This is a genomic window from Chryseobacterium sp. CT-SW4 (genome assembly GCF_048572715.1).
Taxonomy (GTDB): domain Bacteria; phylum Bacteroidota; class Bacteroidia; order Flavobacteriales; family Weeksellaceae; genus Chryseobacterium.
Genome location: NZ_CP183840.1, coordinates 3,035,446 through 3,054,582, shown reverse-complemented (window position 1 = coordinate 3,054,582; position 19,137 = coordinate 3,035,446). Strand labels below are relative to the sequence as shown.

Below are 19,137 nucleotides of genomic sequence, written 5' to 3'. Positions count from 1 at the left end.
GCACCTTATCATTTTTTATAAAAAAATGGGATTTTAAAAATTAATTACCGTTTTCTTCGTCATTGAGCAAAGAATCATCCGAATTATTAAAATCGAAATTTAAATTGTCATAGGCCAGTAATTCCTCTTCTCTCTGAAGAATTTCTTTAGTCGTAAAGAGGGCGAAATCATTATCTTCTTTCCGGATTTTAGCGAGTTTTCTTACGGAAGCCTTATCAATAGCCATAAATCTTTGTCCGAGACGTCTTGCCGCATATTTTCTCATACCGGTTTCATGAAGAACATCTACTGCCATATCCACAGCGGTTCCCAATGTTTCACGATATATATTTTCAATACCATTGTTGAGGTAATCATAGGCGTCAATTCTGTTTTTAGCCCTTACAAATATCTTTACATCAGGATAATGCTCACGAACCATGTCCGCAATAAATTTGTTATCATCCGGATCGTCAAGACATAGCACGAGAATTTCAGCATCTTCAATTCCGGCCGCCCGTAATATAGGAATCCGGGTAGCATCACCAAAATATACTTTAAAACCGTAGCTTCTCAGCATTTTTACACGGTCCGAATCCCTGTCCAGCACTGTTGCTGAGATTTTATTGGCTTTTAAAAGTCTTCCCACCGTACTTCCAAAATGTCCGAACCCTACGATAATAATTTTCTTCTGGGGAACCTGGTCATCAAGGATATTAAAGTCACTTTCTTCCGGAGGGATCTGGTTGATGAACCTGGGCGAAAGAAACTTTTCATTGATGATAAGCAGGAATGGGGTAATGCACATGGTAATAGCGGTAACCGCCATCATTTGAGCATTCATTTCAGGACTTAGAAGATAAAGATTGGAGGCGAAATTTATCAGTACGAAAGCAAATTCTCCCACCTGGGAAAGAGCAAAAGCATAAAATAAGCTTTGCGGTGTATCTATCCGGAAAAACTTTCCGATGGCATAGAGGACCATAAACTTCACCACCAAAACGACAAAAACCGTACTGAATATAAACAACGGATCATTTTGGATAATATTAAAATTGATGGTGGAACCTACACTTACAAAAAAGACGGCGAGCAACAATCCTTTAAAAGGATCGATCTGGGCTTCCAGTTCATGACGGAATTCACTGTTGGCAAGCATCACACCGGCAAGGAAAGCACCTAAGGCAGGGGATAGGCCGATGGCCACCATTAATTCCGAAACACCGATTACCAAAAACAGGGAAGATGCCGTCAAAAGCTCTGTCATTCCGGATTTCGAGACATATCTTAAAAAAGGAACAAATACATATTTACCTAATAAAATGAGAATAGTAACTCCTAAAATTACCGTTCCCGCCTGCAGCCATTCAGGAAGCTTTTGAATAAGGATCTGTATTTCATTGTCGTGATGTCGCGATTTATAATTGGCAATAATAGGTAAAAGGGCCAGAATCGGGATTACAGCGATATCCTGGAATAATAAGGTCGCAAATGAAGCTTCTCCGGCAGTGGTTTTTAAATTGTTTTTTTCCTGTAAGGTCTGAAGGACAATGGCAGTGGAAGACAAAGCGAAACACATCGCAACGGCAATTGCCTTATCCACTTTCCACCCGAAGGTAACGAAGATCATAAATAACAAGGCGATCGTAAGCAGCATCTGGGTAAGCCCCAATCCTACGATCTTTTTCCGCATATCCCAAAACTTCCGGGGTTCCAATTCCAGGCCTACCAGAAACAAAAGCATAATAACCCCAAACTCACTGGCATGCATAATGTCGTTAACATCTTTTCCGGTAAGTTTAAGAACATAGGGGCCAATAATAATTCCTCCGGCAATATATCCTATCACAGAACTTAAGCCTAATTTCCTTGCCAGCGGTACCATGATAATGGCAACGCCTAAGAAAATCAGGGTATTCATAGCTAGGGTAGACTCCATATTTTTATTGGTTCAAAAGATCTGCGAATTCTCTTTTATGAACGATAATTTGTTTTTTAGTTAATTTATTGGCTTCGTAAACTATTTTGATATGCTTAATATCAGCTTTAAAAACATTCAGGACTACAATCAGCCCGCTTATAATTTCTTCAATCGTATATTGATAGGTACCGGTTTTACTGAACGATGTTTCTTTTCCGCCGGTGGTGACCAGAATATAAACTTCTTTGCCTTCAAGTGGATTATCGGCTCCTTCTTTCAGCCAGTCCCTGTCAAAGACTTCATCAATCCATAAGCGGAGGAGGGGAGGAATCCCAAACCAGATAATAGGAAACTGAAAAATAAAACGGTCGAAATCCTTCAGACGTTTTCGCTCTCTGAATGCTGCGATATGAAAATCCGGATATTCTTCATAAAGATCTCTAAGCGTATAATGCTGATGCCGTACATAGAAATTGATCAATTCTACATTAGAATTGGAGTGTTCCAGATAGGGGTGTGCAAAAACCACCAGCGTCTTTTTCATAACCCGTTTTTAGTAAATTTAACAAAAAATAATTAATAATGCTATTTTAAAGGGTGTTTTATTGATTTATTAATATTAAAATAGCAAATACCCCCTAGATAAAACAAATGGAAAGAATAAAAATTCAAGTTTTTTAAGAAAAAAATAATCGACCAATAAATGATCGATTAAGTCTATTTTTATGTTACCATCCGCCTGAGGCACCTCCGCCGCCAAAGCTTCCGCCACCACCGAATCCGCCGAAACCTCCTCCTGAGCTTCCGCCACCGAATCCACCGCCGCCGAAGCTGCCTGGGAACGGGAAAAATCCACCCGGATAATTTCTGCGTCCTCTGCGGGTAATAATTACATCATCATCATCGTTATTTCCACCTCCGCCTCCTCTGTTACTGAATAAAATAATCAGGATAATAAAAATGATAAAGGCGATGAAAATAGTTTTAAAAAGGCTAAGGTCCCCCGAATCTTTATATTGAGGTTTAAATTTACCCTGTACCGTTTCCATAAGGGCGGTAGTCCCACGGTCAATTCCCTCGTACCATAAGCCCTGCTTAAAGTTCGGAGCTACTATATAATCAATAATCTGTCCGGCTACCGATGCCGTTAAATATGTTTCTACGGCTCTACCTTGCTGGATGGCCATGGTCCTGTCCTCTGTGGCAATCAGAAAAACAATTCCGTTATCCACATTTTTTTTCCCGATTCCCCATTCCTGACCAAACATCGTTGCTAAAAAATTGATGTCCTGTCCTTTGGTAGAAGGTATGATAATAACTTCAATCTCCGTGGAAGTGGAATCCGCAAATTTGATGAGCTTATTATTAAGAGCATCTTTCTCCTGTTGGGAAAGCAGCCCTGCTTCATCATATACAGGATATAAAACCGCTGGTTTTTTAGGAATGGTATATTGGGCTGATACAAAGCTGCACAGGCAAATAAATAAAAAAAGGAACGGTATTTTAAGAGAAGGTAATCTCATTCGGAAGTTCATTGTTGTTTTCCCCGGTTACGGGAAAATATTTTTTCAGTTCAAGACCGGTTTTCAAAATAGCACTTTTCAATGCCAGGTAATAATTACCTTTTGCAAATTCTGAGGTAATGTAATCATGCAGCTCATCCCAGTATGATTGATGTACTCTTTCGTGTATTCCTACATCTCCGATTATGGTAAGGTATTTTCGTTCAAAATTAACATGGAAAAGTACAGCATTTCTATCCCTGGTTTTACTCATGCACAGTTCTTTGAAAATTTCAAATGCTATTTTGGCATTATGGTCTTCCGTGGTAGAATCAATGTGCACACGAATTTCTCCGGTAGAATGTTCTTCTGCTGACTGAATGGCTTCCACAAGGGAAGCCATTTGTTGATCTGTAAGAAAATGAGTATTCATTATTTATTCAGAGAAAACTTCTGGTGCTTTATTCGCTCCTGCATCCGCTTTGAATAAAGGCTTCTCTTTAAAGTTGGTGAAGTTTGCTAAAATATTATTAGGAAACTGCTTGATCATCGTATTGTATTCCTGAACGGCATTGTTATAATAAACAGTCTCTGTTCTGATGCTGTTTTCTATAGCAATATACTCTCTTTGGAAATTGATATACTGCTGGTCTGCTTTCAGATTAGGATATTGTTCTACCACAGCCATCAATCTGCTTAATGCTCCGGATAATTCTCCCTGTGCAGCCTGGAATTTTGCCATATCAGCTTCCGTGACATTGGTAGGATCAATGGTTACCGATGTCGCTTTTGATCTGGCTTCGATCACTTTTGTTAAAGTTTCCTGCTCAAATTTGGAATAGGATTTTACCGTTCTTTCCAAATTAGGAATCAAATTAGCTCTTTTCTGATATACGGTCTCCACGTTGGACCATTTTGCATTGACACCCTGTTCCTGAGCTACGAATTTATTATATCCGCTTTTGCCCCAAAAGAATAAAATGACTACAATAACGAGAAGAGCAATGCCTATGGTTCCGGCACTAAAACACCCTTTATTTTTCATAGCTTATTTTTTTAAATTTTATTGTGTTACCCAAATATACAAATTATGTGCTAATTTTGTGAAAAATTATTTTTGATGACAACAATAGTGGTGGCGATGGGAGAAAAAAATGAAATTGGTTTCAACAACCAGTTGCTTTGGCATCTTCCCGAAGATTTGAAACATTTTAAAGAGCTTACATCGGGTCATCCTATTATTATGGGAAGAAAAACCTATGAAAGTATAGGAAGACCTTTACCAAACCGTACCAATATCGTTGTTTCCCGCAAGAAAGACTGGTTTCAGGAAGGGATATTGATAGTGGGAAGTATAAAGGAAGCTTTAAAGTTTGCTAAAAAAATAGATGAGGAAGTATTTGTGATCGGAGGCGGAAACATCTATGAACAGACCATTGATTTCGTTGATAGGTTGGAAGTAACGGTAGTGAAAGCAGATCTGGAAGCGGACACATTTTTTCCTGCCATTAGTGAAAATAACTGGGTAAAGGTGAAGGAAACCTGCCACGGAAAGGACGAGAAAAACCCTTATGATTTTTGTTTTCAAACATTTGAAAGAAAGCTTTAAATCTGATTTGTAATTTTTATCTTTGCATTTCTAAATTTTAATAATGAATAAATATATAAAAATTGTAGTTGCGGCACTTCTTATTATAGCAGGAGGTTATATGATGTTTTTTACAAGAAGCTTAGGATGGGGAATCGTAGTTTTCCTTCTGGCAGCTATTCCTATTTTTCTTTTCTTTAAAAATGAAAATATGCTGTTGGCCTTCTGGCAATTGAGAAAACAGAATATGGAAAAAGCATCCAGATTTTTAAATAATATCACCGATTATAAAAGCCAGCTTCATAAGTCCCAATATGGTTATTTCCATTATCTTCAGGGATTGACATTGGCTCAGGATAATCCTACCAAAGTAGAGCCTTTAATGAGAAAAGCACTGGAATATGGTCTTAATATGAAACATGACAGAGCTATGGCTACTTTAAATCTTGCAGCAGTGGCTATCTCGAAAGGAAGAAAACAGGAAGGTCAGAAATTGCTGGAAGAAGCCAAAAGGCTGGACAGCGCAGGCATGATGACGGATCAGATCAAAATGATGAAAGATCAGTTGAAAATGCCTTCTATGCAAAAACATATGCACAACCCAAATATGAGACAGAGAGGAAAATTCTTCTAACAAAAAATAAAAAAGTCCTGTGAAATTTCACGGGACTTTTTATTTGGATTACATTTCAGAATTCTGGTCATATCCGTAAAACCTTGGAATCTGCCAGTGGTATTTCACGGCAAGGGTTCTAATGGCCACAATCAGTAAAATGGTAAATATCTGTACAAAAGTATAAGAAAGGGTGGTATAATGGGTCATTAATAAAAATGCAGATCCACCTATAATACATGCCGTAGCATAGATTTCCTGTCTGAAAATAAGAGGAATCCTGTTAAGCAGGATATCTCGGATAATTCCTCCGAAACAACCGGTGATCGTTCCCAATGCAATACAGATCAATGGATGAATACCTGCGTGGAGTCCTTTCTGAACCCCAATTATAGTAAACAGTCCAAGTCCGAAACTGTCAAAAATAAATAAGGTCACCTTAAAGTTATTTTCCAGGGACTTAAAAATCATAGAAAAAATACTGGTCAGCAGAATCAATCCGCACATGAGAAGATCATGCATCCAGAAAACGGGGATGTCTAATAGTAAATCCCTTACGGTACCTCCTCCTACAGAGGTTATAAAAGCAATGATAAGGACACCGAAAGGATCAAGGCGTTTTTGCATAGCCGCAAAACTTCCCGACATGGAAAAGGCAATCGTTCCTAATATCTCGATGGCAAAATTGAGTTGTTCGTGCATTATATATATGAATGATAAATGATAATATTAATGATCTTCCCTGGCAAATAGTTTACCATTCATCCCTTTCTCTGATTATTTTTTTGCTAATTCCACTCTTACGGATTCCGGAACCAGCAATTCGTATTCACCACCGTGGGTGATGATCTCCCTTACAATGCTGCTGCTTATGAATGATTTTCCTGATGAGGTAAGTAAGAAAACGGTTTCCAGCTTTTTGTGTGCCAGTGTCCTGTTGGTGTGGGCTATTGCTTTTTCAAACTCAAAATCTGCCGGGTTTCTTAACCCTCTGATGATGTAATGGGCATTTTTTTCAAAGCAGTAATCAACGGTTAAGCCTTCAAAATAATCAACCTCTACGTTGGGAAATTCAGCTACGGCATTTTTAATGAACTCCATTCTTTTTTCCAGGGGAAACATATATTTTTTCTGGGAGTTCTGCCCGATTGCAATAATCAGCTTATCAAAAAGAGGAGCCGCTCTTTCTATAATATCATAATGTCCTAAAGTGATGGGATCGAAAGATCCTGGAAAAACAGCGATTCTCATAATTAATTTCTTTTTTTTGCTAATGCTTTTTCAACTTCATTTCCGCACAGGTCTTTTATGGATATTCCATAAATTTTTGCCTGCTGGGGCAGTATACTGGCAGGTGAGAACCCGGGATTGGTATTCATTTCCAGCATATAAGGAATTCCATCCATCAGAATATATTCGCTGCGTGAAAAACCACTCATTCCCAGTGAGTTGTAAGCTCTTTTGGCTATTTCTTCAACACGGATCCGTGTTTCGTCGTCGATTCTTGCGGGGGTAATCTCTTCTGAAGCTCCTTCGTATTTAGCTTGATAATCAAAGAATTCATTTTTAGGAACAATTTCCGTAATTCCTAAAACAATTGTTTCTCCTTGATAATCGATAACGCCTATGGAAACTTCCATTCCGTTCAGGAAGCTTTCAATAAGAATTTCGTCATCTTCTTTAAAAGCCACTTCTGTAGCAGCTTTTAGCTCTGATTTATCTTTTACTTTGGAAATTCCAAGAGAAGAACCGGACTGATTGGGTTTTACAAAGACAGGAAGCCCCAGTTCGCTGATGATTTTTTCTTCATTGACCTCTTCGCCTTTTCTTAAATAGATACTTTTTGCTGAAGGAATTCCATATTTGGATAATACAGCCAATGTATCTTTTTTGTTGAACGTTAAAGCACTCTGGTAAAAATCGCATCCGGTATACGCTTGTCCGATAGCATCCCAGTAGGCCTGCAGGATTCCGTTTTCACCGGGTGTTCCGTGTATGATATTGAAGCAAACATCAAAATTTAACTTTTCGCCATTTTCCAATTCTACAGAAAAGTCTCCTTTATTAATTGCATATTTTTTATCATTCTCATCCAGGAAATACCATTCCTCTTTCAGGATAACAACTTTATAAACATTATACAGGTCTCTGTCCAGGGAATCATAGATTAATTGACCGCTTTTCAATGAAACAACATACTCGTCAGAATAGCCTCCCATTACTACGGCAACATGTTTTTTGCTCATAATAAAATATATCAATTCAGGCAAATTTAATGAAATTATATATTGTCAGAAGTGAAATTGTAAATTTTTAAATCGAAAACCGAAAACTCATCATTATCAAACTCCATTCTAAAATTATTAATTATATTTGCCATGTAATTCAAGTAATTTAAAGTATGCTTAAATCACTTTTCAATTGGAAAGTTTTAGTAAATTTAGTACTGGCGGTCGCAGTTTTTGTGGGGTTGGTATGGCTGACATTCCGTTGGCTGGAATATCATACTAATCATGGGCAGGAGATCCCGGTTCCTAATGTAGTTAATAAATCAGTATATGATGCTATCAAAATCTTAGATGATGCAGGACTGGAGTATGAAGTGGATAGTTTTAAATATGATCCTAAATACAGACCGTTTCAGGTCCTTCAGGTTTATCCTTCTCCGGGATCCCGTGTGAAGGACGGAAGAGCCATTCAGCTTAAAGTAAATCCTAGAACATGGGCTAAAGTAGAAGTTCCGGATGTAATCAATAAATATTCAGGACTTGCTTTCCAGAGATTGGATCAGGTGGGACTGAAAGTAGGAGATACCATTTTTGAACCGAGTATTCAGAAGGATGCCGTGTTAAGAATCTTATATAAAGGTAATGCCGTAAAACCTAGAACCAAACTGCCTAGATTTTCTATCGTGGATGTGGTCATCGGATCGGGGCCTATGAGAAATATTTCTATTCCGAATGTAGTGGGATTAACGGTGAAGGAGGCCCGCGCCGTGATTGCAAGAAGCCTGTTTGAAGTAGGTTTGGTAGAACATGAAGACGGTGGAAAAGATGAATCGGATATTGTCTATTATCAGGATCCTGCAGCAGGAGATGCGAGAGATCAGGGAATGCAGATGGATCTTTGGGCAAGTAAAAAGACACCGGCAGAATTGAGTGCTAAAATTGAACAACTGAATTCCATCTATCGTATGAAGGTAGATTCTTCTCTTCCTCCTTTACATTATGATGAAATACCGGCGTATGATGAGCCTGTATATGAATCTGCACCTCCTCCGGCGCCAGCTCCTAGAAGGGAAGCTCCTAAAGAGCCGGCAAAAACCGAAACAAAACCTGCTGCTACCACGGAAAAACCTAAGGCAGAGGCTAAACCAAAAGCTTCCACTACCGGAAACAATACCAATGCAGCAAGCAGTTCCAATACAGGAAATAACAAAACGACCACCACTGCACAACAGCCGGCTCAAAAGCCTAAAGCTAAAAAGGTAGTCGTAGAGTAAGACTCATTTATAATAAAATTACAGGCTTCAACTTTATATATAATGTTGAAGCCTTTTATGTAAAAAATGAAATAATGACAGAAGATAACGAGGATTTTTTAGATGAAGAATTATTAAACTCCGAAGCTATTGACATAGATGAGGAAAATAAGGGGCTGTATGAACACCTTAATATAACTGTGGACAGCAAACAGGAACCTTTGAGAATTGATAAATTTCTCCTGATTTACAGACAGAATTCTTCAAGAAATAAAATTTCACAGACCTGCAGAGCAGGAAATGTTGTCGTGAACGGTATACCTGTTAAGCAGAATTACCGAGTGAAGCCCGGAGATCAGATTTCTGTATTGCTCACTCATCCTCCGCGGGAAAATGTCATTATTCCTCAGGATATACCCATTAATATTGTATACGAAGATGACGATTTAGTCGTTGTAGATAAAGAAGCGGGAATGGTGGTGCATCCGGGATTCGGGAACTGGGACGGAACGCTGGTGAATGCATTGGCTTTTCATTTTGAAAAAAACGGACAAAAATCGGATCTGGACAGAGTAGGATTGGTGCACAGAATAGATAAAGACACCTCCGGACTGCTCGTTATTGCCAAAAATGAATATGCTCTGAGCTTTCTGGCCAAGCAGTTTTTTGACCGTACTACGAAAAGGCTTTACTGGGCTTTTGTATGGGGAAATATTAAGGACGATGAAGGGACGATAAGAGGACATATCGGACGGCATCCCAAAAACAGGATGCAAATGTCGGTATATGAAGACGGAAGTCAGGGAAAACATGCGGTGACGCATTATAAGGTGTTGGAAAGATTTAAATATATGACGTGGGTGGAATGTAAGCTGGAAACCGGGAGAACCCACCAGATACGGGCTCATTTCAAGCATATCGGACATACGTTGTTTAATGATGAAAGATATGAGGGACATACACCTCTGAGAGGAGTTAATTTGCCTAAGTATAAGCAGTTTATAAAAAACGTTTTTGAAATTTTGCCCAGACATGCCCTCCATGCTCATACTTTAGGTTTTATACATCCGACAACAAAAAAGGAATTGTATTTTGAAAGCCCAATGCCGCAAGATATGGCGGATGCCGTAAAAAAATGGAGAAATTATTTGGAAAACTAAAAATATATTGAGAATTTTTTTATATTTGTTGAATTGAAATCAAGATTTGTTATGAGAAAACTATATGCTATCGTATGTTTAGCTCTTTTGTCGAATGCATACAAAGCACAAGAATCACTACCATATTATCAACAATATCTCTTGGATGGTGACTTCCTGTTTAATCCGGCACAATACGGAAAAACCGATGATGTACAGCTTAATCTCAATTATCAACAGCAATTTTCAAAATTTAGTGAGTCCCCTAATGTACAGTCTATAGGAATTAATGCTAATATTTTCGATAGAGTAGGTGCGGGTATTTCTGTTTTCAGAGACAGTAACGGTCCTATCTCTGCAGGAGGTATTACAGCGGGAGCTTCTTATTTTATTCCTCTAAGTAGTGAAGGGGAGAGAAGAGACCAGTTTTCTTTTGGTACCAGTGTGAACTTCTATAATATGAATTTTGATTATTCAAAAATTAATACGGAAGACGGATATGATCCTTTATTACAAGGTAATGAAAGTAATATTTTCATGGTGTATGCCAACTTTGGTTTGGCTGCAACCTATAAAAACCTATTCGGGGGTGTATCGGTAAACGATATCGCTTTAAGTAATGATGAGTCCATCGTAAACAACTACGAACCTTCTCCAATCAAGTTTTTCCTGAACCTTGGATATGACTGGCATTTTGCAGATAATATGTTTGTAACGCCTTCTGTATTGGTCAACTTGAATACCAATTCAACAAGAATGGTGGATTACAACCTGGTAGCAACTTTCTTTAATGATATCAATTCATTTTCTGCAGGGGTAAGTTACAGAGCGGTTCAAAACAGATTTGACAACCAGCAGCTAAGTATTTCTCCTATCATTAAGGTTAAATTTAATAAATTCATGATCGGTGCCACTTATAACCTTGGATTATCTGATATTCAGGATTATGGCGGAAACAGTTTCATGATCTCTATGGGATATAATTTCGATAACTTTATTAATCGTAGAGGATTTAGATATTAATATGATTTAATTTAAATAAATTTGAGCTCTGATTTTTTCAGGGCTTTTTTTATGATTTATATTCACGTCCCATTCTGCAAGCAAAAGTGTAGTTACTGTAATTTTCATTTCTCGACATCTTTAGATTTTAAAGATGAAATGATGGCTGCGATGAAAAAGGAAATCGGGTTGAGAAAAGATGAACTGACAAATAAAAATCTGCAGTCTTTGTATTTCGGGGGAGGTACTCCCTCCATTCTCAGTGTTGCAGAAATTAACGGGCTTACGGATGAAGTCCTGAAGTATTTCAGCTTTGAAAAGGATATAGAGATCACTTTAGAAGCAAATCCCGATGATCTGGATAAAAACTTTTTGAAGGAATTGTCCCATTCACCGGTGAACCGCCTATCCATAGGAACCCAAAGCTTTTTTGATGAAGACCTTAAATTGATGAACAGGGCTCATAATTCCTCAGAAGCGGAAAGTTCTATTAAGAGAGCTCAGGATTTTGGTTTTGAAAATTTGAGTATTGATCTTATTTATGGCTCCCCGACTTCCCATATGGATATCTGGAAAGAAAACTTAAATAAAACCATTGCGCTGGAAGTTCCGCATATTTCTTCTTATGCCCTTACAGTAGAACCGAAGACAGCGCTGAACAGCTGGATAGCCAAAGGAAAGGTAAGCACGCCCAAAGAAGAAGAGCAGAACCAGGAGTTCTATTATATGCTGGATTTTCTGAAAGATCACGGATTTGATCATTATGAAATTTCCAATTTTGCGAAACCCGGCTTTTATTCCAGGCACAATTCCGCTTATTGGAAGTATAAAGAATATTTGGGTATAGGACCTTCTGCCCATTCTTATAATGGGTTTGATAAAAGAAGCTGGAATGTAGCCAATAATCAGCAATATATCAAAAAGCTTAATGCTAATATAACTGCCTGTGAGTCTGAAATACTCTCTGAGCAGGATCAGTTCAACGAAATGATTATGATAGGGTTAAGAACCAGCTGGGGAGTAAATATGAAGGAGTTGAAAAACAAATTTTCTGAGGAGGTCTATGAAAAGATCATTTCAGAAATCCGGCCTAAGCTGGAGGAAGGTTTTTTAGAAATAGATAATGATCATCTTAAAATCCCTGAAAAACACTGGTTTTTAGCGGATGGAATTGCGTCGGATCTCTTTATGGTTTAATTTTAAAATCTTGATATTTTCCCATAAAAATCATTAATTTTGCATAAAATTTCACCTCTTTTGAAAAATAAAAAACCAGATTATTCGCATCTTTCACCCAAGCAGCCTATTGGTATTTTTGACAGTGGTGTGGGTGGTTTAACGAATGCTAAGGAAATAAAAAGGCTCTTACCTAATGAAGATTTAATTTACTTTGGAGATACCAAGCACCTGCCTTATGGAGATAAATCAAAAGAGGCGATTATTGAGTATTCTACGAAAATTACTAATTTTCTGCTGGAACAGAACTGCAAAGCCATTGTAATAGCCTGTAATACGGCAACAGCCAATGCTTTAACGGAAGTAATAGAATCAGTAGCCGGTAGAGTGCCTGTCATTGACGTTATCAATCCGGTTGCGGAAAAAGTAGCCTATGAAATTCATAATAATATTGGAGTTATTGCTACGAAAGCTACCGTAAATTCAGGGTTGTATAAAAAGAGTATACGTAAGCATAACAAATTTATTAAAGTAGATGAGCTGGCGACCCCTTTGCTGGTTCCTGCCATTGAAGAAGGTTTCAAGAATCATCCTATAACCCATGCTATTATCTATAATTATTTAAGCAACAGCAAGCTTAAAAACATAGAAACATTGATCCTGGGATGTACCCATTATCCTTTATTGATAGACGAGATCAAACAATATTACGGAAATAGGGTAAGGGTAATCGACTCTCCCAATATTGTGGCCAATCATCTGAAGATTATTCTGGATAAATATCACCTTCTGAATGATTGTAACCCCAAACCAAGCTATCATTTCTATCTTTCGGACCTCACTAAAAACTTTGAAAAAATATCCAAGAAATTCTTTGGGAAAAGCATTGATCTGGAATTAAAAGTATTATAAATAAAAAGACTCAGCAATGAGTCTTTTTTTATTCTATTCTTCGGTAGCTTCAATATTCGGGGCAAAAAAGCTGAAACTTACGTTTCCGTATTTCCGGGTATCCTGTAAATTTGGGTGTTCCAGTTTTAAACGGCTCTGATGTTCCAGTATGAAGACTCCGTTTTCTTTTACATATTTATTATTAAGGACAAGGGAGATCATTTCATAATATTTCTTTTCCTCGGTTTCAAAAGGAGCGTCTGCAAAAACGATCTCAAAAGATTTCTTATTCCTGAACTTTTTCAGCCAGTCAAAAACATCTCCTCTCTGGATATTAACCTGTAAAGACATATCCAGTTCCGCAGCGGTAGAATTGATAAAAGCAGTATGCTTAGGGTTCATTTCCACAGAAGTTATATCCTGGCATCCTCTTGAAGCAAACTCAAGGGAAATGGATCCTATACCGGCGAAAAGGTCCAGTACGGAAACAGACTGCATATCGTATTTGTTTTCCAGAATGCTGAATAAAGCTTCTTTTGCAAAATCCGTAGTAGGTCTTACATCAAAATTTTTCGGTGCGGCTATCTTTTTGGCTTTCCATTTGCCGGAGATTATTCTATACATTCTCAGTGAATTTTAAGGTTGTAGGTATATTTCAATAAAGCCTCATATGGCTTAATTTAAAATGAAATTTTTGTTAGGAAGATTATCAAATACGATCTTCAGGCTTTTTACGAATTTTTGCAGCTCGGAAATAAATGTTTCATTTTCCGTAGTCTCCCCATAAGCGAAAAAGTAAGTTTCATTAATTCCAAATCCTATTTTACTCAAAGTAAACATAATGAAGTATAAAAAGTCCACCTCCGAATTTACATCCAGATTATTATATAAAATAACTTTTTGATTGTCGATGGCGAAAAACTCGCACTGATTGTGGTAAAGGTTGATGTGGATTTCCTTACGCCCTTTATGATGAAGAGAGTTTAAAAACTTTTCTCCAGAGAAGTTGAAATGGGCAGGAATAGCCAGCTCCTTTATTTTTTTGTAGAAATCTTTGGGAAATGTATAATAAAACTGAATTTTAAATTTCTTGTTGATAGAAAGCATAAGTTCTTCACTTAGCTTATCAACGGGAGCGTTGAAGGCGATGAGGTCATATCCCGAATCGTGATCTTCAAAACCTTCCGGCATCAGCGTAAAATGATTAAGAGCCGAAATAATCTGCACTTCATCAAATCTTTGCTTGATTAAAATTTCATCCAGTTTATCTGTTAGAAATCCCTCAGGTGTTTCTTCCGTTACAAAATAGGATTTTTCCTCCAAAACCTTTTTGTTCCGGGCTATTTGGTAGATTAATCCGTCTTTGGTAAAAAGTAAGTTAAGTACGTTCATAGTTGAATAATTGCAAATTTAATGAAATTCTACCATTACCGCACCCGATTGATGGTGAAGGATTTCTTTATTATAAAAATCAAGGTGGGTCTGGCTTTCCAGAACACTCCATACCATTTTCTGTAAAGTCCCGTCACCAATGCCATGAACGATTTCCAGCCTTTTTAAATTATTTTTCCTGCAAAACTCCAATACTTCCATAAGCTTTTCCTTTTGTATGAACAGCCTTTCAAAGCTGTCATAGTCGTTCGGATTCTTAACCAGATTATTGAAATGCAGATCCAAAACCATAGGTTTCTTCTGATGTTTTTTGGATGTGATTTTCTGAGGTTCCTGCTTTTGTCTTATCTCTACATTTTCATATATGGATGGATTTTTTGGAACAAGCTTTTCCATAGGATATTGGTGGGTGAAACCATGCTCATCCTTAAAGACTACGGTATTTCCTTTCACGGAAGTAATGATACCGCTTAAATCATCATCAATTACCGAAACCTGATCACCAATTTTCATTTGTTACACTTTTGTACTGTCAGAACGGGTACAAATGTAAGCCTATTTTGGTCCCAATTCAATTATTTCAAGATCTTTTATCTCCGTTTTGTCTATGGTAAAACGCATCATGGTTCTCATTTTGTGCCATCCCTGTTTTCCGCAGGCGCCGGGATTAAGGTGAAGCAGATTGTTCTTTTCATCGAACATGGCTTTTAAAATATGAGAATGTCCCGAAATAAATAACTGGGGAGATTGCCGAAGGATTTCCTCTTTGGCTAAAGGAGAATATCTTCCCGGATATCCGCCGATGTGGATCATTAAAACTTCCACTTCTTCGCAGAAAAAACGATTGACCTCGGGAAACTCTGCACGGATCTTATTATTGTCTATATTGCCATAAACCCCTTTTAAGGGTTTTATCTTTTCAAGCTGTTCAATAACTTCTATGCTTCCAAAATCTCCACCATGCCATATTTCATCGGCCTGCCGGGCATAATCTAAAATTCGGTCATCAATATAAGAATGGGAATCGGAGAGAAGAAGGATGTTTGTCATTACTAATACAATTTAACTGAAGAAAAATTCAATTGTACAAGTTTATAAAAAAAAATCTTTTGTTAACTTTTTTAAACCTGCTTATTTTTAATGCTTATTGAGGATTTATAAGGTTCTGCCGATAAATTTGAAGGCTGAAAAGTGCAAAGATTATTAAAAATACTTACTTTCGCTAAAAAAAATTATGAGGCAAAAACTTTCTTTTCTTCTCTTTCTGTTAGCTGTCGGAATTTTTAATTCGCAGGTCGAAGAGAAAAAGTTAGACGAACTGATCAAAAGTACCTTAAAGACTTTTGATGTTCCGGGAATGTCTGTCGGAATTGTAAAAGATGGTAAGCTGGTGTATGCAAAAGGTTTCGGAGTCCGTTCTTTGACGTCAAAGAATCCAATGGATGAGAAGACTTTGGTGGGAATAGCTTCCAATTCAAAAGGCTTTACATGTACGGCACTGGCTCTGTTGGCTGATGAAGGAAAACTGAATTGGAATGATAAAGTTTCCCAATATATCCCGGAATTTCAGATGTATGACCCGTATGTTTCCCAGAACATCACCATTAAAGATTTAGTGACCCACAGGGCAGGATTAGGTCTTGGACAGGGAGATCTCATGTTTTTTCCGGAAGGGGGAAGCCTTACAGTAAATGATATTGTGCATAACGTTCGTTACTTAAAGCCGGAACATTCTTTCAGAACCGATCTGGAATACAATAATATTATGTTTATCGTTGCCGGAGAAATTATTCACAGGGTATCTGGACTGAGCTGGGCGGAATTTATAGAGCAGAGGATCATGAAACCGGTAGGAATGACTTCCAGTTTTGGAAGCTATAACAGAGCCCAATCGGTATCGAATAAAATAGATGCCCATGCGCCGGTGGACGGAAAAGCAAAAGCAGTACCTCACGACTGGAATGAAACCGCAAATGCAGCTGGTGGTATTATGAGCAATATCGAAGATATGACCACCTGGGCTCAGTTTCTATTAAATAACTTTACGACAAAAGACGGGAAGAAGCTGGTTTCCGATAAGCAGGCTCAGCAGCTTTGGAGTTTGCAGATTTCAGCTCCGGTTGCCGCTAAAAATCCCTATGATACCAGCTTTTATGGTTATGGATTAGGATGGTTTTTAAGTGATGTAAAAGGTCACAAGCAGGTACAGCACACGGGTGGCTTAATAGGAACGGTAACCCAGTTTACCCTTATTCCTGATTTGAATCTGGGAATAGTGGTGTTAACCAATCAGCAATCCGGCGCTGCGTTTAATACGATCACCAATACCGTAAAAGATTCTTACCTGGGAATTGCTGACAGAAACTGGCTTACCACTTATAAAGAAAGAACCGCTGCGTCTAATGCCAAATTTGAAAAGCAGAAGAAAGAAGCTTTTACAAAGTCTGAAGCTTTCAGGAAAAATAAAAATCTGCATCCGGCTCCCGAGCAGTTTACCGGGAAGTATAATGACCGGTGGTTTGGAGATGTGGAAATTATCAGACAGGGGGAAACATATAGGATTTTCTGTGCTGCTTCTCCGAGATTAAAAGGAGAGCTCCTTCCTTATTCTTATAACAGCTTTATAGTGAAGTGGGATGACCGAAGCTATGATGCGGATGTATATCTTGTTTTTAATTATGATGAAAATGGAAAGGCGCAGTCTGCAACGATGAAGCCTATTTCTGATGTTACGGATTTCAGTTTTGACTTTGAAGATTTGGATTTAAAAAGAAAATAAATAAAAAAGGCTCCATCAGTTGGAGCCTTTTTATTTTATCTTATCAGGGTCATAGAAGAAGATGAGCCGCTTTTCGGCGCCTTCAAATTCCGACCATGATTCACAATCTACTTCAAAGCCGGCCACTCCACAGGTCGGGAAGTGGAAAATATCTTCTGAGATAGAATTGGCAAAATTGGAAATCCCGTTATTATGAGAAAAGAATGCTACGGAATCATGAGTGTCATTTAAATCATAAATAACGGAGTGAAAATTTTTTTCTGACGGATGATAAAGTTTTTCGTCGGTGCTATAATCCGCCTGGTAAGTCTGATTAAAAATTTTGCAGGTATTTAAAGCTCGTGCCGCGGGACTCGATACCAGATAATCAATAGTTATATCGTTGTTTTTTAAATGTTTGGACATGTTCATTGCATCTTCAAGACCTTTATCAGCCAATGGTCTGTCAAAGTCCTCGGTCTCTTCCGGCCAGTCGCTTTTCGCATGTCTTACGAGGATGAGTTTCTTCATAATTTGTTTTTTAGAAAAAATAAAATTATAAAAAAAATAACGGAATAAAACATGATTTATAAAAAAAACTACGTTACGAATAAAATCGCTAAAATTTCTTAAATTTGCAAACTTATGGGACAAATCCTTGCAATAGACTATGGAAAGGCCAGATGTGGTATTGCCGTAACAGATGATATGCAGATTATTGCCAGTGGTCTGGATACGGTGAGCACAGCATCCCTGCTATCATTCCTGAAAAAGTATTTCAGTGAAAACAGGGTGGAAGAAGTAGTAATCGGCTTGCCTGTGGATCTTAGAGGAAATGTTTCTGAAGTGGAAACGGATATCCTGAATTTTATCGAAGAATTCAAAAAAGAATTTCCGACTGTTCAGGTACAGCGTTTTGATGAACGTTTTACATCCAAAATGGCTTCGTTTTTTATTTCCCAAAGTGGAAAAAACAAAAAGCAAAGACAGGAAAAAGGATTAATAGATAAAGTAAGTGCAACAATTATATTGCAGAATTTTTTAGAACAAAAGAAAAGATGATTCTACCAATAAGAGCCTTTGGGGATCCTATTTTAAGAAAAGTAGGCAAAGATATAGATAAAGATTATCCCGATTTACAGGAACTGATAGACAATATGTTTGATACCATGTATGGGGCAAACGGTATTGGGCTGGCAGCTCCGCAGATAGGACTGGACATTCGTCTGTTTGTAATAGATGTTACACCTTTGGCTGAAGACGAGGATTATGAGGATATTAAAGATGATCTCAAAGACTTTAGAAAAGTTTTTATCAATGCTAAAATTCTTGAAGAATCCGGCGAAGAATGGAAGTTTAACGAAGGATGTCTTTCTATTCCTGACGTACGGGAGGATGTTAAAAGAAAGGGGACTATCGTTATAGAATATTATGACGAAAATTTTGTTAAGCATACAGAAACTTTTTCCGATATTAGAGCCCGCGTAATTCAACACGAATATGATCATATTGAAGGGATTCTGTTCACCGATCATCTGAGTGCTTTAAAAAAGAAATTAGTAAAAGGGAAACTGACAAAAATTTCTCATGGGGATGTGAGCATCAACTATAAAATGAGGTTTCCCAAATAATTTAGTAAATCAATAAAGAAAATAATAAACAACAAAGCCTTGTGCTCTTGTTACACTTAAAAAA

Annotated in this window: 23 protein-coding genes; 10 read left to right on the top strand and 13 right to left on the bottom strand. The window is 37.7% G+C overall.

What is annotated here, in order from left to right; all coding sequences use genetic code 11:
- Positions 1-40: 40 nt before the first annotated feature.
- From ABJ974_RS13730 to ABJ974_RS13710, 5 genes are all read right to left on the bottom strand, one after another.
- On the bottom strand, positions 41-1,918 hold the full coding sequence (locus ABJ974_RS13730; RefSeq protein WP_419868805.1) for a monovalent cation:proton antiporter-2 (CPA2) family protein: 1,878 nt from the start codon (positions 1,916-1,918) through the stop codon (positions 41-43).
- Between the two features lie 4 nt (positions 1,919-1,922).
- Positions 1,923-2,444 (bottom strand): NAD(P)H-dependent oxidoreductase, encoded by a 522-nt coding sequence (locus ABJ974_RS13725; RefSeq protein ID WP_419868804.1) that lies wholly within the window; start codon positions 2,442-2,444, stop codon positions 1,923-1,925.
- A 184-nt stretch (positions 2,445-2,628) separates the two neighbouring features.
- On the bottom strand, positions 2,629-3,423 hold the full coding sequence (locus ABJ974_RS13720) for a TPM domain-containing protein (protein WP_419868803.1): 795 nt from the start codon (positions 3,421-3,423) through the stop codon (positions 2,629-2,631).
- The gene (locus ABJ974_RS13715) at positions 3,404-3,835 is read right to left on the bottom strand and encodes a TPM domain-containing protein (RefSeq protein WP_419868802.1); all 432 of its coding nucleotides are present in this window, start codon (positions 3,833-3,835) and stop codon (positions 3,404-3,406) included. Before ABJ974_RS13715 ends, ABJ974_RS13720 begins: the two co-directional genes overlap by 20 nt.
- A 3-nt stretch (positions 3,836-3,838) precedes the next feature.
- Complete coding sequence (locus ABJ974_RS13710) at positions 3,839-4,447, bottom strand: LemA family protein (protein ID WP_419868801.1); 609 nt, start codon at positions 4,445-4,447, stop codon at positions 3,839-3,841.
- A 75-nt stretch (positions 4,448-4,522) separates the two neighbouring features.
- On the opposite strand from ABJ974_RS13710, the gene ABJ974_RS13705 reads away from it, so the two are divergent.
- Positions 4,523-5,011, top strand: a complete 489-nt coding sequence (locus ABJ974_RS13705) for a dihydrofolate reductase (RefSeq protein ID WP_419868800.1) — start codon at positions 4,523-4,525, stop codon at positions 5,009-5,011.
- A 43-nt stretch (positions 5,012-5,054) separates the two neighbouring features.
- Positions 5,055-5,624 carry a DUF2892 domain-containing protein gene (locus ABJ974_RS13700; RefSeq protein ID WP_419868799.1) on the top strand — a complete coding sequence of 190 codons (570 nt, stop codon included), beginning with the start codon at positions 5,055-5,057 and terminating at the stop codon, positions 5,622-5,624.
- A 48-nt stretch (positions 5,625-5,672) separates the two neighbouring features.
- Here the strand turns inward: ABJ974_RS13700 and ABJ974_RS13695 are convergent, their stop codons facing one another.
- The 3 genes from ABJ974_RS13695 to ABJ974_RS13685 all read right to left on the bottom strand — a co-directional run bounded on the left by ABJ974_RS13695 (position 5,673) and on the right by ABJ974_RS13685 (position 7,849).
- Positions 5,673-6,305, bottom strand: a complete 633-nt coding sequence (locus ABJ974_RS13695; protein WP_419868798.1) for a trimeric intracellular cation channel family protein — start codon at positions 6,303-6,305, stop codon at positions 5,673-5,675.
- Positions 6,306-6,380: 75 nt separating this feature from the next.
- The gene (gene coaD, locus ABJ974_RS13690) at positions 6,381-6,854 is read right to left on the bottom strand and encodes a pantetheine-phosphate adenylyltransferase (RefSeq protein ID WP_419868797.1); all 474 of its coding nucleotides are present in this window, start codon (positions 6,852-6,854) and stop codon (positions 6,381-6,383) included.
- A 2-nt stretch (positions 6,855-6,856) separates the two neighbouring features.
- Positions 6,857-7,849, bottom strand: a complete 993-nt coding sequence (locus ABJ974_RS13685; RefSeq protein ID WP_419868796.1) for a D-alanine--D-alanine ligase — start codon at positions 7,847-7,849, stop codon at positions 6,857-6,859.
- Between the two features lie 155 nt (positions 7,850-8,004).
- Between ABJ974_RS13685 and ABJ974_RS13680 the strand changes: the two genes are divergently transcribed.
- From ABJ974_RS13680 to murI, 5 genes are all read left to right on the top strand, one after another.
- Positions 8,005-9,105 carry a PASTA domain-containing protein gene (locus tag ABJ974_RS13680; protein ID WP_419868795.1) on the top strand — a complete coding sequence of 367 codons (1,101 nt, stop codon included), beginning with the start codon at positions 8,005-8,007 and terminating at the stop codon, positions 9,103-9,105.
- A 74-nt stretch (positions 9,106-9,179) separates the two neighbouring features.
- Positions 9,180-10,244 carry an RluA family pseudouridine synthase gene (locus ABJ974_RS13675; protein ID WP_419868794.1) on the top strand — a complete coding sequence of 355 codons (1,065 nt, stop codon included), beginning with the start codon at positions 9,180-9,182 and terminating at the stop codon, positions 10,242-10,244.
- A 51-nt stretch (positions 10,245-10,295) separates the two neighbouring features.
- Positions 10,296-11,246, top strand: coding sequence for a PorP/SprF family type IX secretion system membrane protein (locus ABJ974_RS13670; RefSeq protein ID WP_419868793.1), 951 nt, complete (start codon positions 10,296-10,298; stop codon positions 11,244-11,246).
- Positions 11,247-11,297: 51 nt separating this feature from the next.
- On the top strand, positions 11,298-12,422 hold the full coding sequence (gene hemW, locus ABJ974_RS13665; RefSeq protein ID WP_419868792.1) for a radical SAM family heme chaperone HemW: 1,125 nt from the start codon (positions 11,298-11,300) through the stop codon (positions 12,420-12,422).
- 60 nt (positions 12,423-12,482) lie between these two features.
- Positions 12,483-13,313, top strand: coding sequence for a glutamate racemase (murI, locus tag ABJ974_RS13660; protein ID WP_419868791.1), 831 nt, complete (start codon positions 12,483-12,485; stop codon positions 13,311-13,313).
- A gap of 33 nt (positions 13,314-13,346) precedes the next feature.
- Here murI and ABJ974_RS13655 read toward each other — a convergent pair whose 3' ends face one another.
- Genes ABJ974_RS13655 through ABJ974_RS13640 form a run of 4 tightly spaced genes read right to left on the bottom strand, consistent with a single transcriptional unit; the run spans position 13,347 to position 15,734 of the window.
- Positions 13,347-13,916 (bottom strand): RsmD family RNA methyltransferase, encoded by a 570-nt coding sequence (locus ABJ974_RS13655; protein WP_419868790.1) that lies wholly within the window; start codon positions 13,914-13,916, stop codon positions 13,347-13,349.
- A gap of 51 nt (positions 13,917-13,967) precedes the next feature.
- The gene (locus tag ABJ974_RS13650; RefSeq protein ID WP_419868789.1) at positions 13,968-14,684 is read right to left on the bottom strand and encodes a DUF3822 family protein; all 717 of its coding nucleotides are present in this window, start codon (positions 14,682-14,684) and stop codon (positions 13,968-13,970) included.
- Positions 14,685-14,702: 18 nt separating this feature from the next.
- A complete protein-coding gene (locus tag ABJ974_RS13645) occupies positions 14,703-15,197 on the bottom strand; it encodes a Smr/MutS family protein (protein ID WP_419868788.1) in 495 nt (164 codons plus the stop codon).
- A gap of 42 nt (positions 15,198-15,239) precedes the next feature.
- Complete coding sequence (locus ABJ974_RS13640) at positions 15,240-15,734, bottom strand: metallophosphoesterase family protein (RefSeq protein WP_419868787.1); 495 nt, start codon at positions 15,732-15,734, stop codon at positions 15,240-15,242.
- A gap of 184 nt (positions 15,735-15,918) precedes the next feature.
- Between ABJ974_RS13640 and ABJ974_RS13635 the strand changes: the two genes are divergently transcribed.
- Positions 15,919-17,463 carry a serine hydrolase gene (locus ABJ974_RS13635; RefSeq protein ID WP_419868786.1) on the top strand — a complete coding sequence of 515 codons (1,545 nt, stop codon included), beginning with the start codon at positions 15,919-15,921 and terminating at the stop codon, positions 17,461-17,463.
- 30 nt (positions 17,464-17,493) lie between these two features.
- Here the strand turns inward: ABJ974_RS13635 and ABJ974_RS13630 are convergent, their stop codons facing one another.
- Positions 17,494-17,973, bottom strand: a complete 480-nt coding sequence (locus ABJ974_RS13630; protein ID WP_419868785.1) for a SixA phosphatase family protein — start codon at positions 17,971-17,973, stop codon at positions 17,494-17,496.
- Between the two features lie 114 nt (positions 17,974-18,087).
- Here ABJ974_RS13630 and ruvX point away from each other — a divergent pair, with 114 nt between their 5' ends.
- Both ruvX and def read left to right on the top strand, forming a co-directional pair.
- Positions 18,088-18,504: a Holliday junction resolvase RuvX gene (gene ruvX, locus ABJ974_RS13625; RefSeq protein ID WP_419868784.1), complete on the top strand. Its 417-nt coding sequence runs from the start codon at positions 18,088-18,090 to the stop codon at positions 18,502-18,504.
- Positions 18,501-19,073, top strand: coding sequence for a peptide deformylase (gene def, locus ABJ974_RS13620; RefSeq protein WP_419868783.1), 573 nt, complete (start codon positions 18,501-18,503; stop codon positions 19,071-19,073). Before ruvX ends, def begins: the two co-directional genes overlap by 4 nt.
- Positions 19,074-19,137 lie beyond the last annotated feature (64 nt).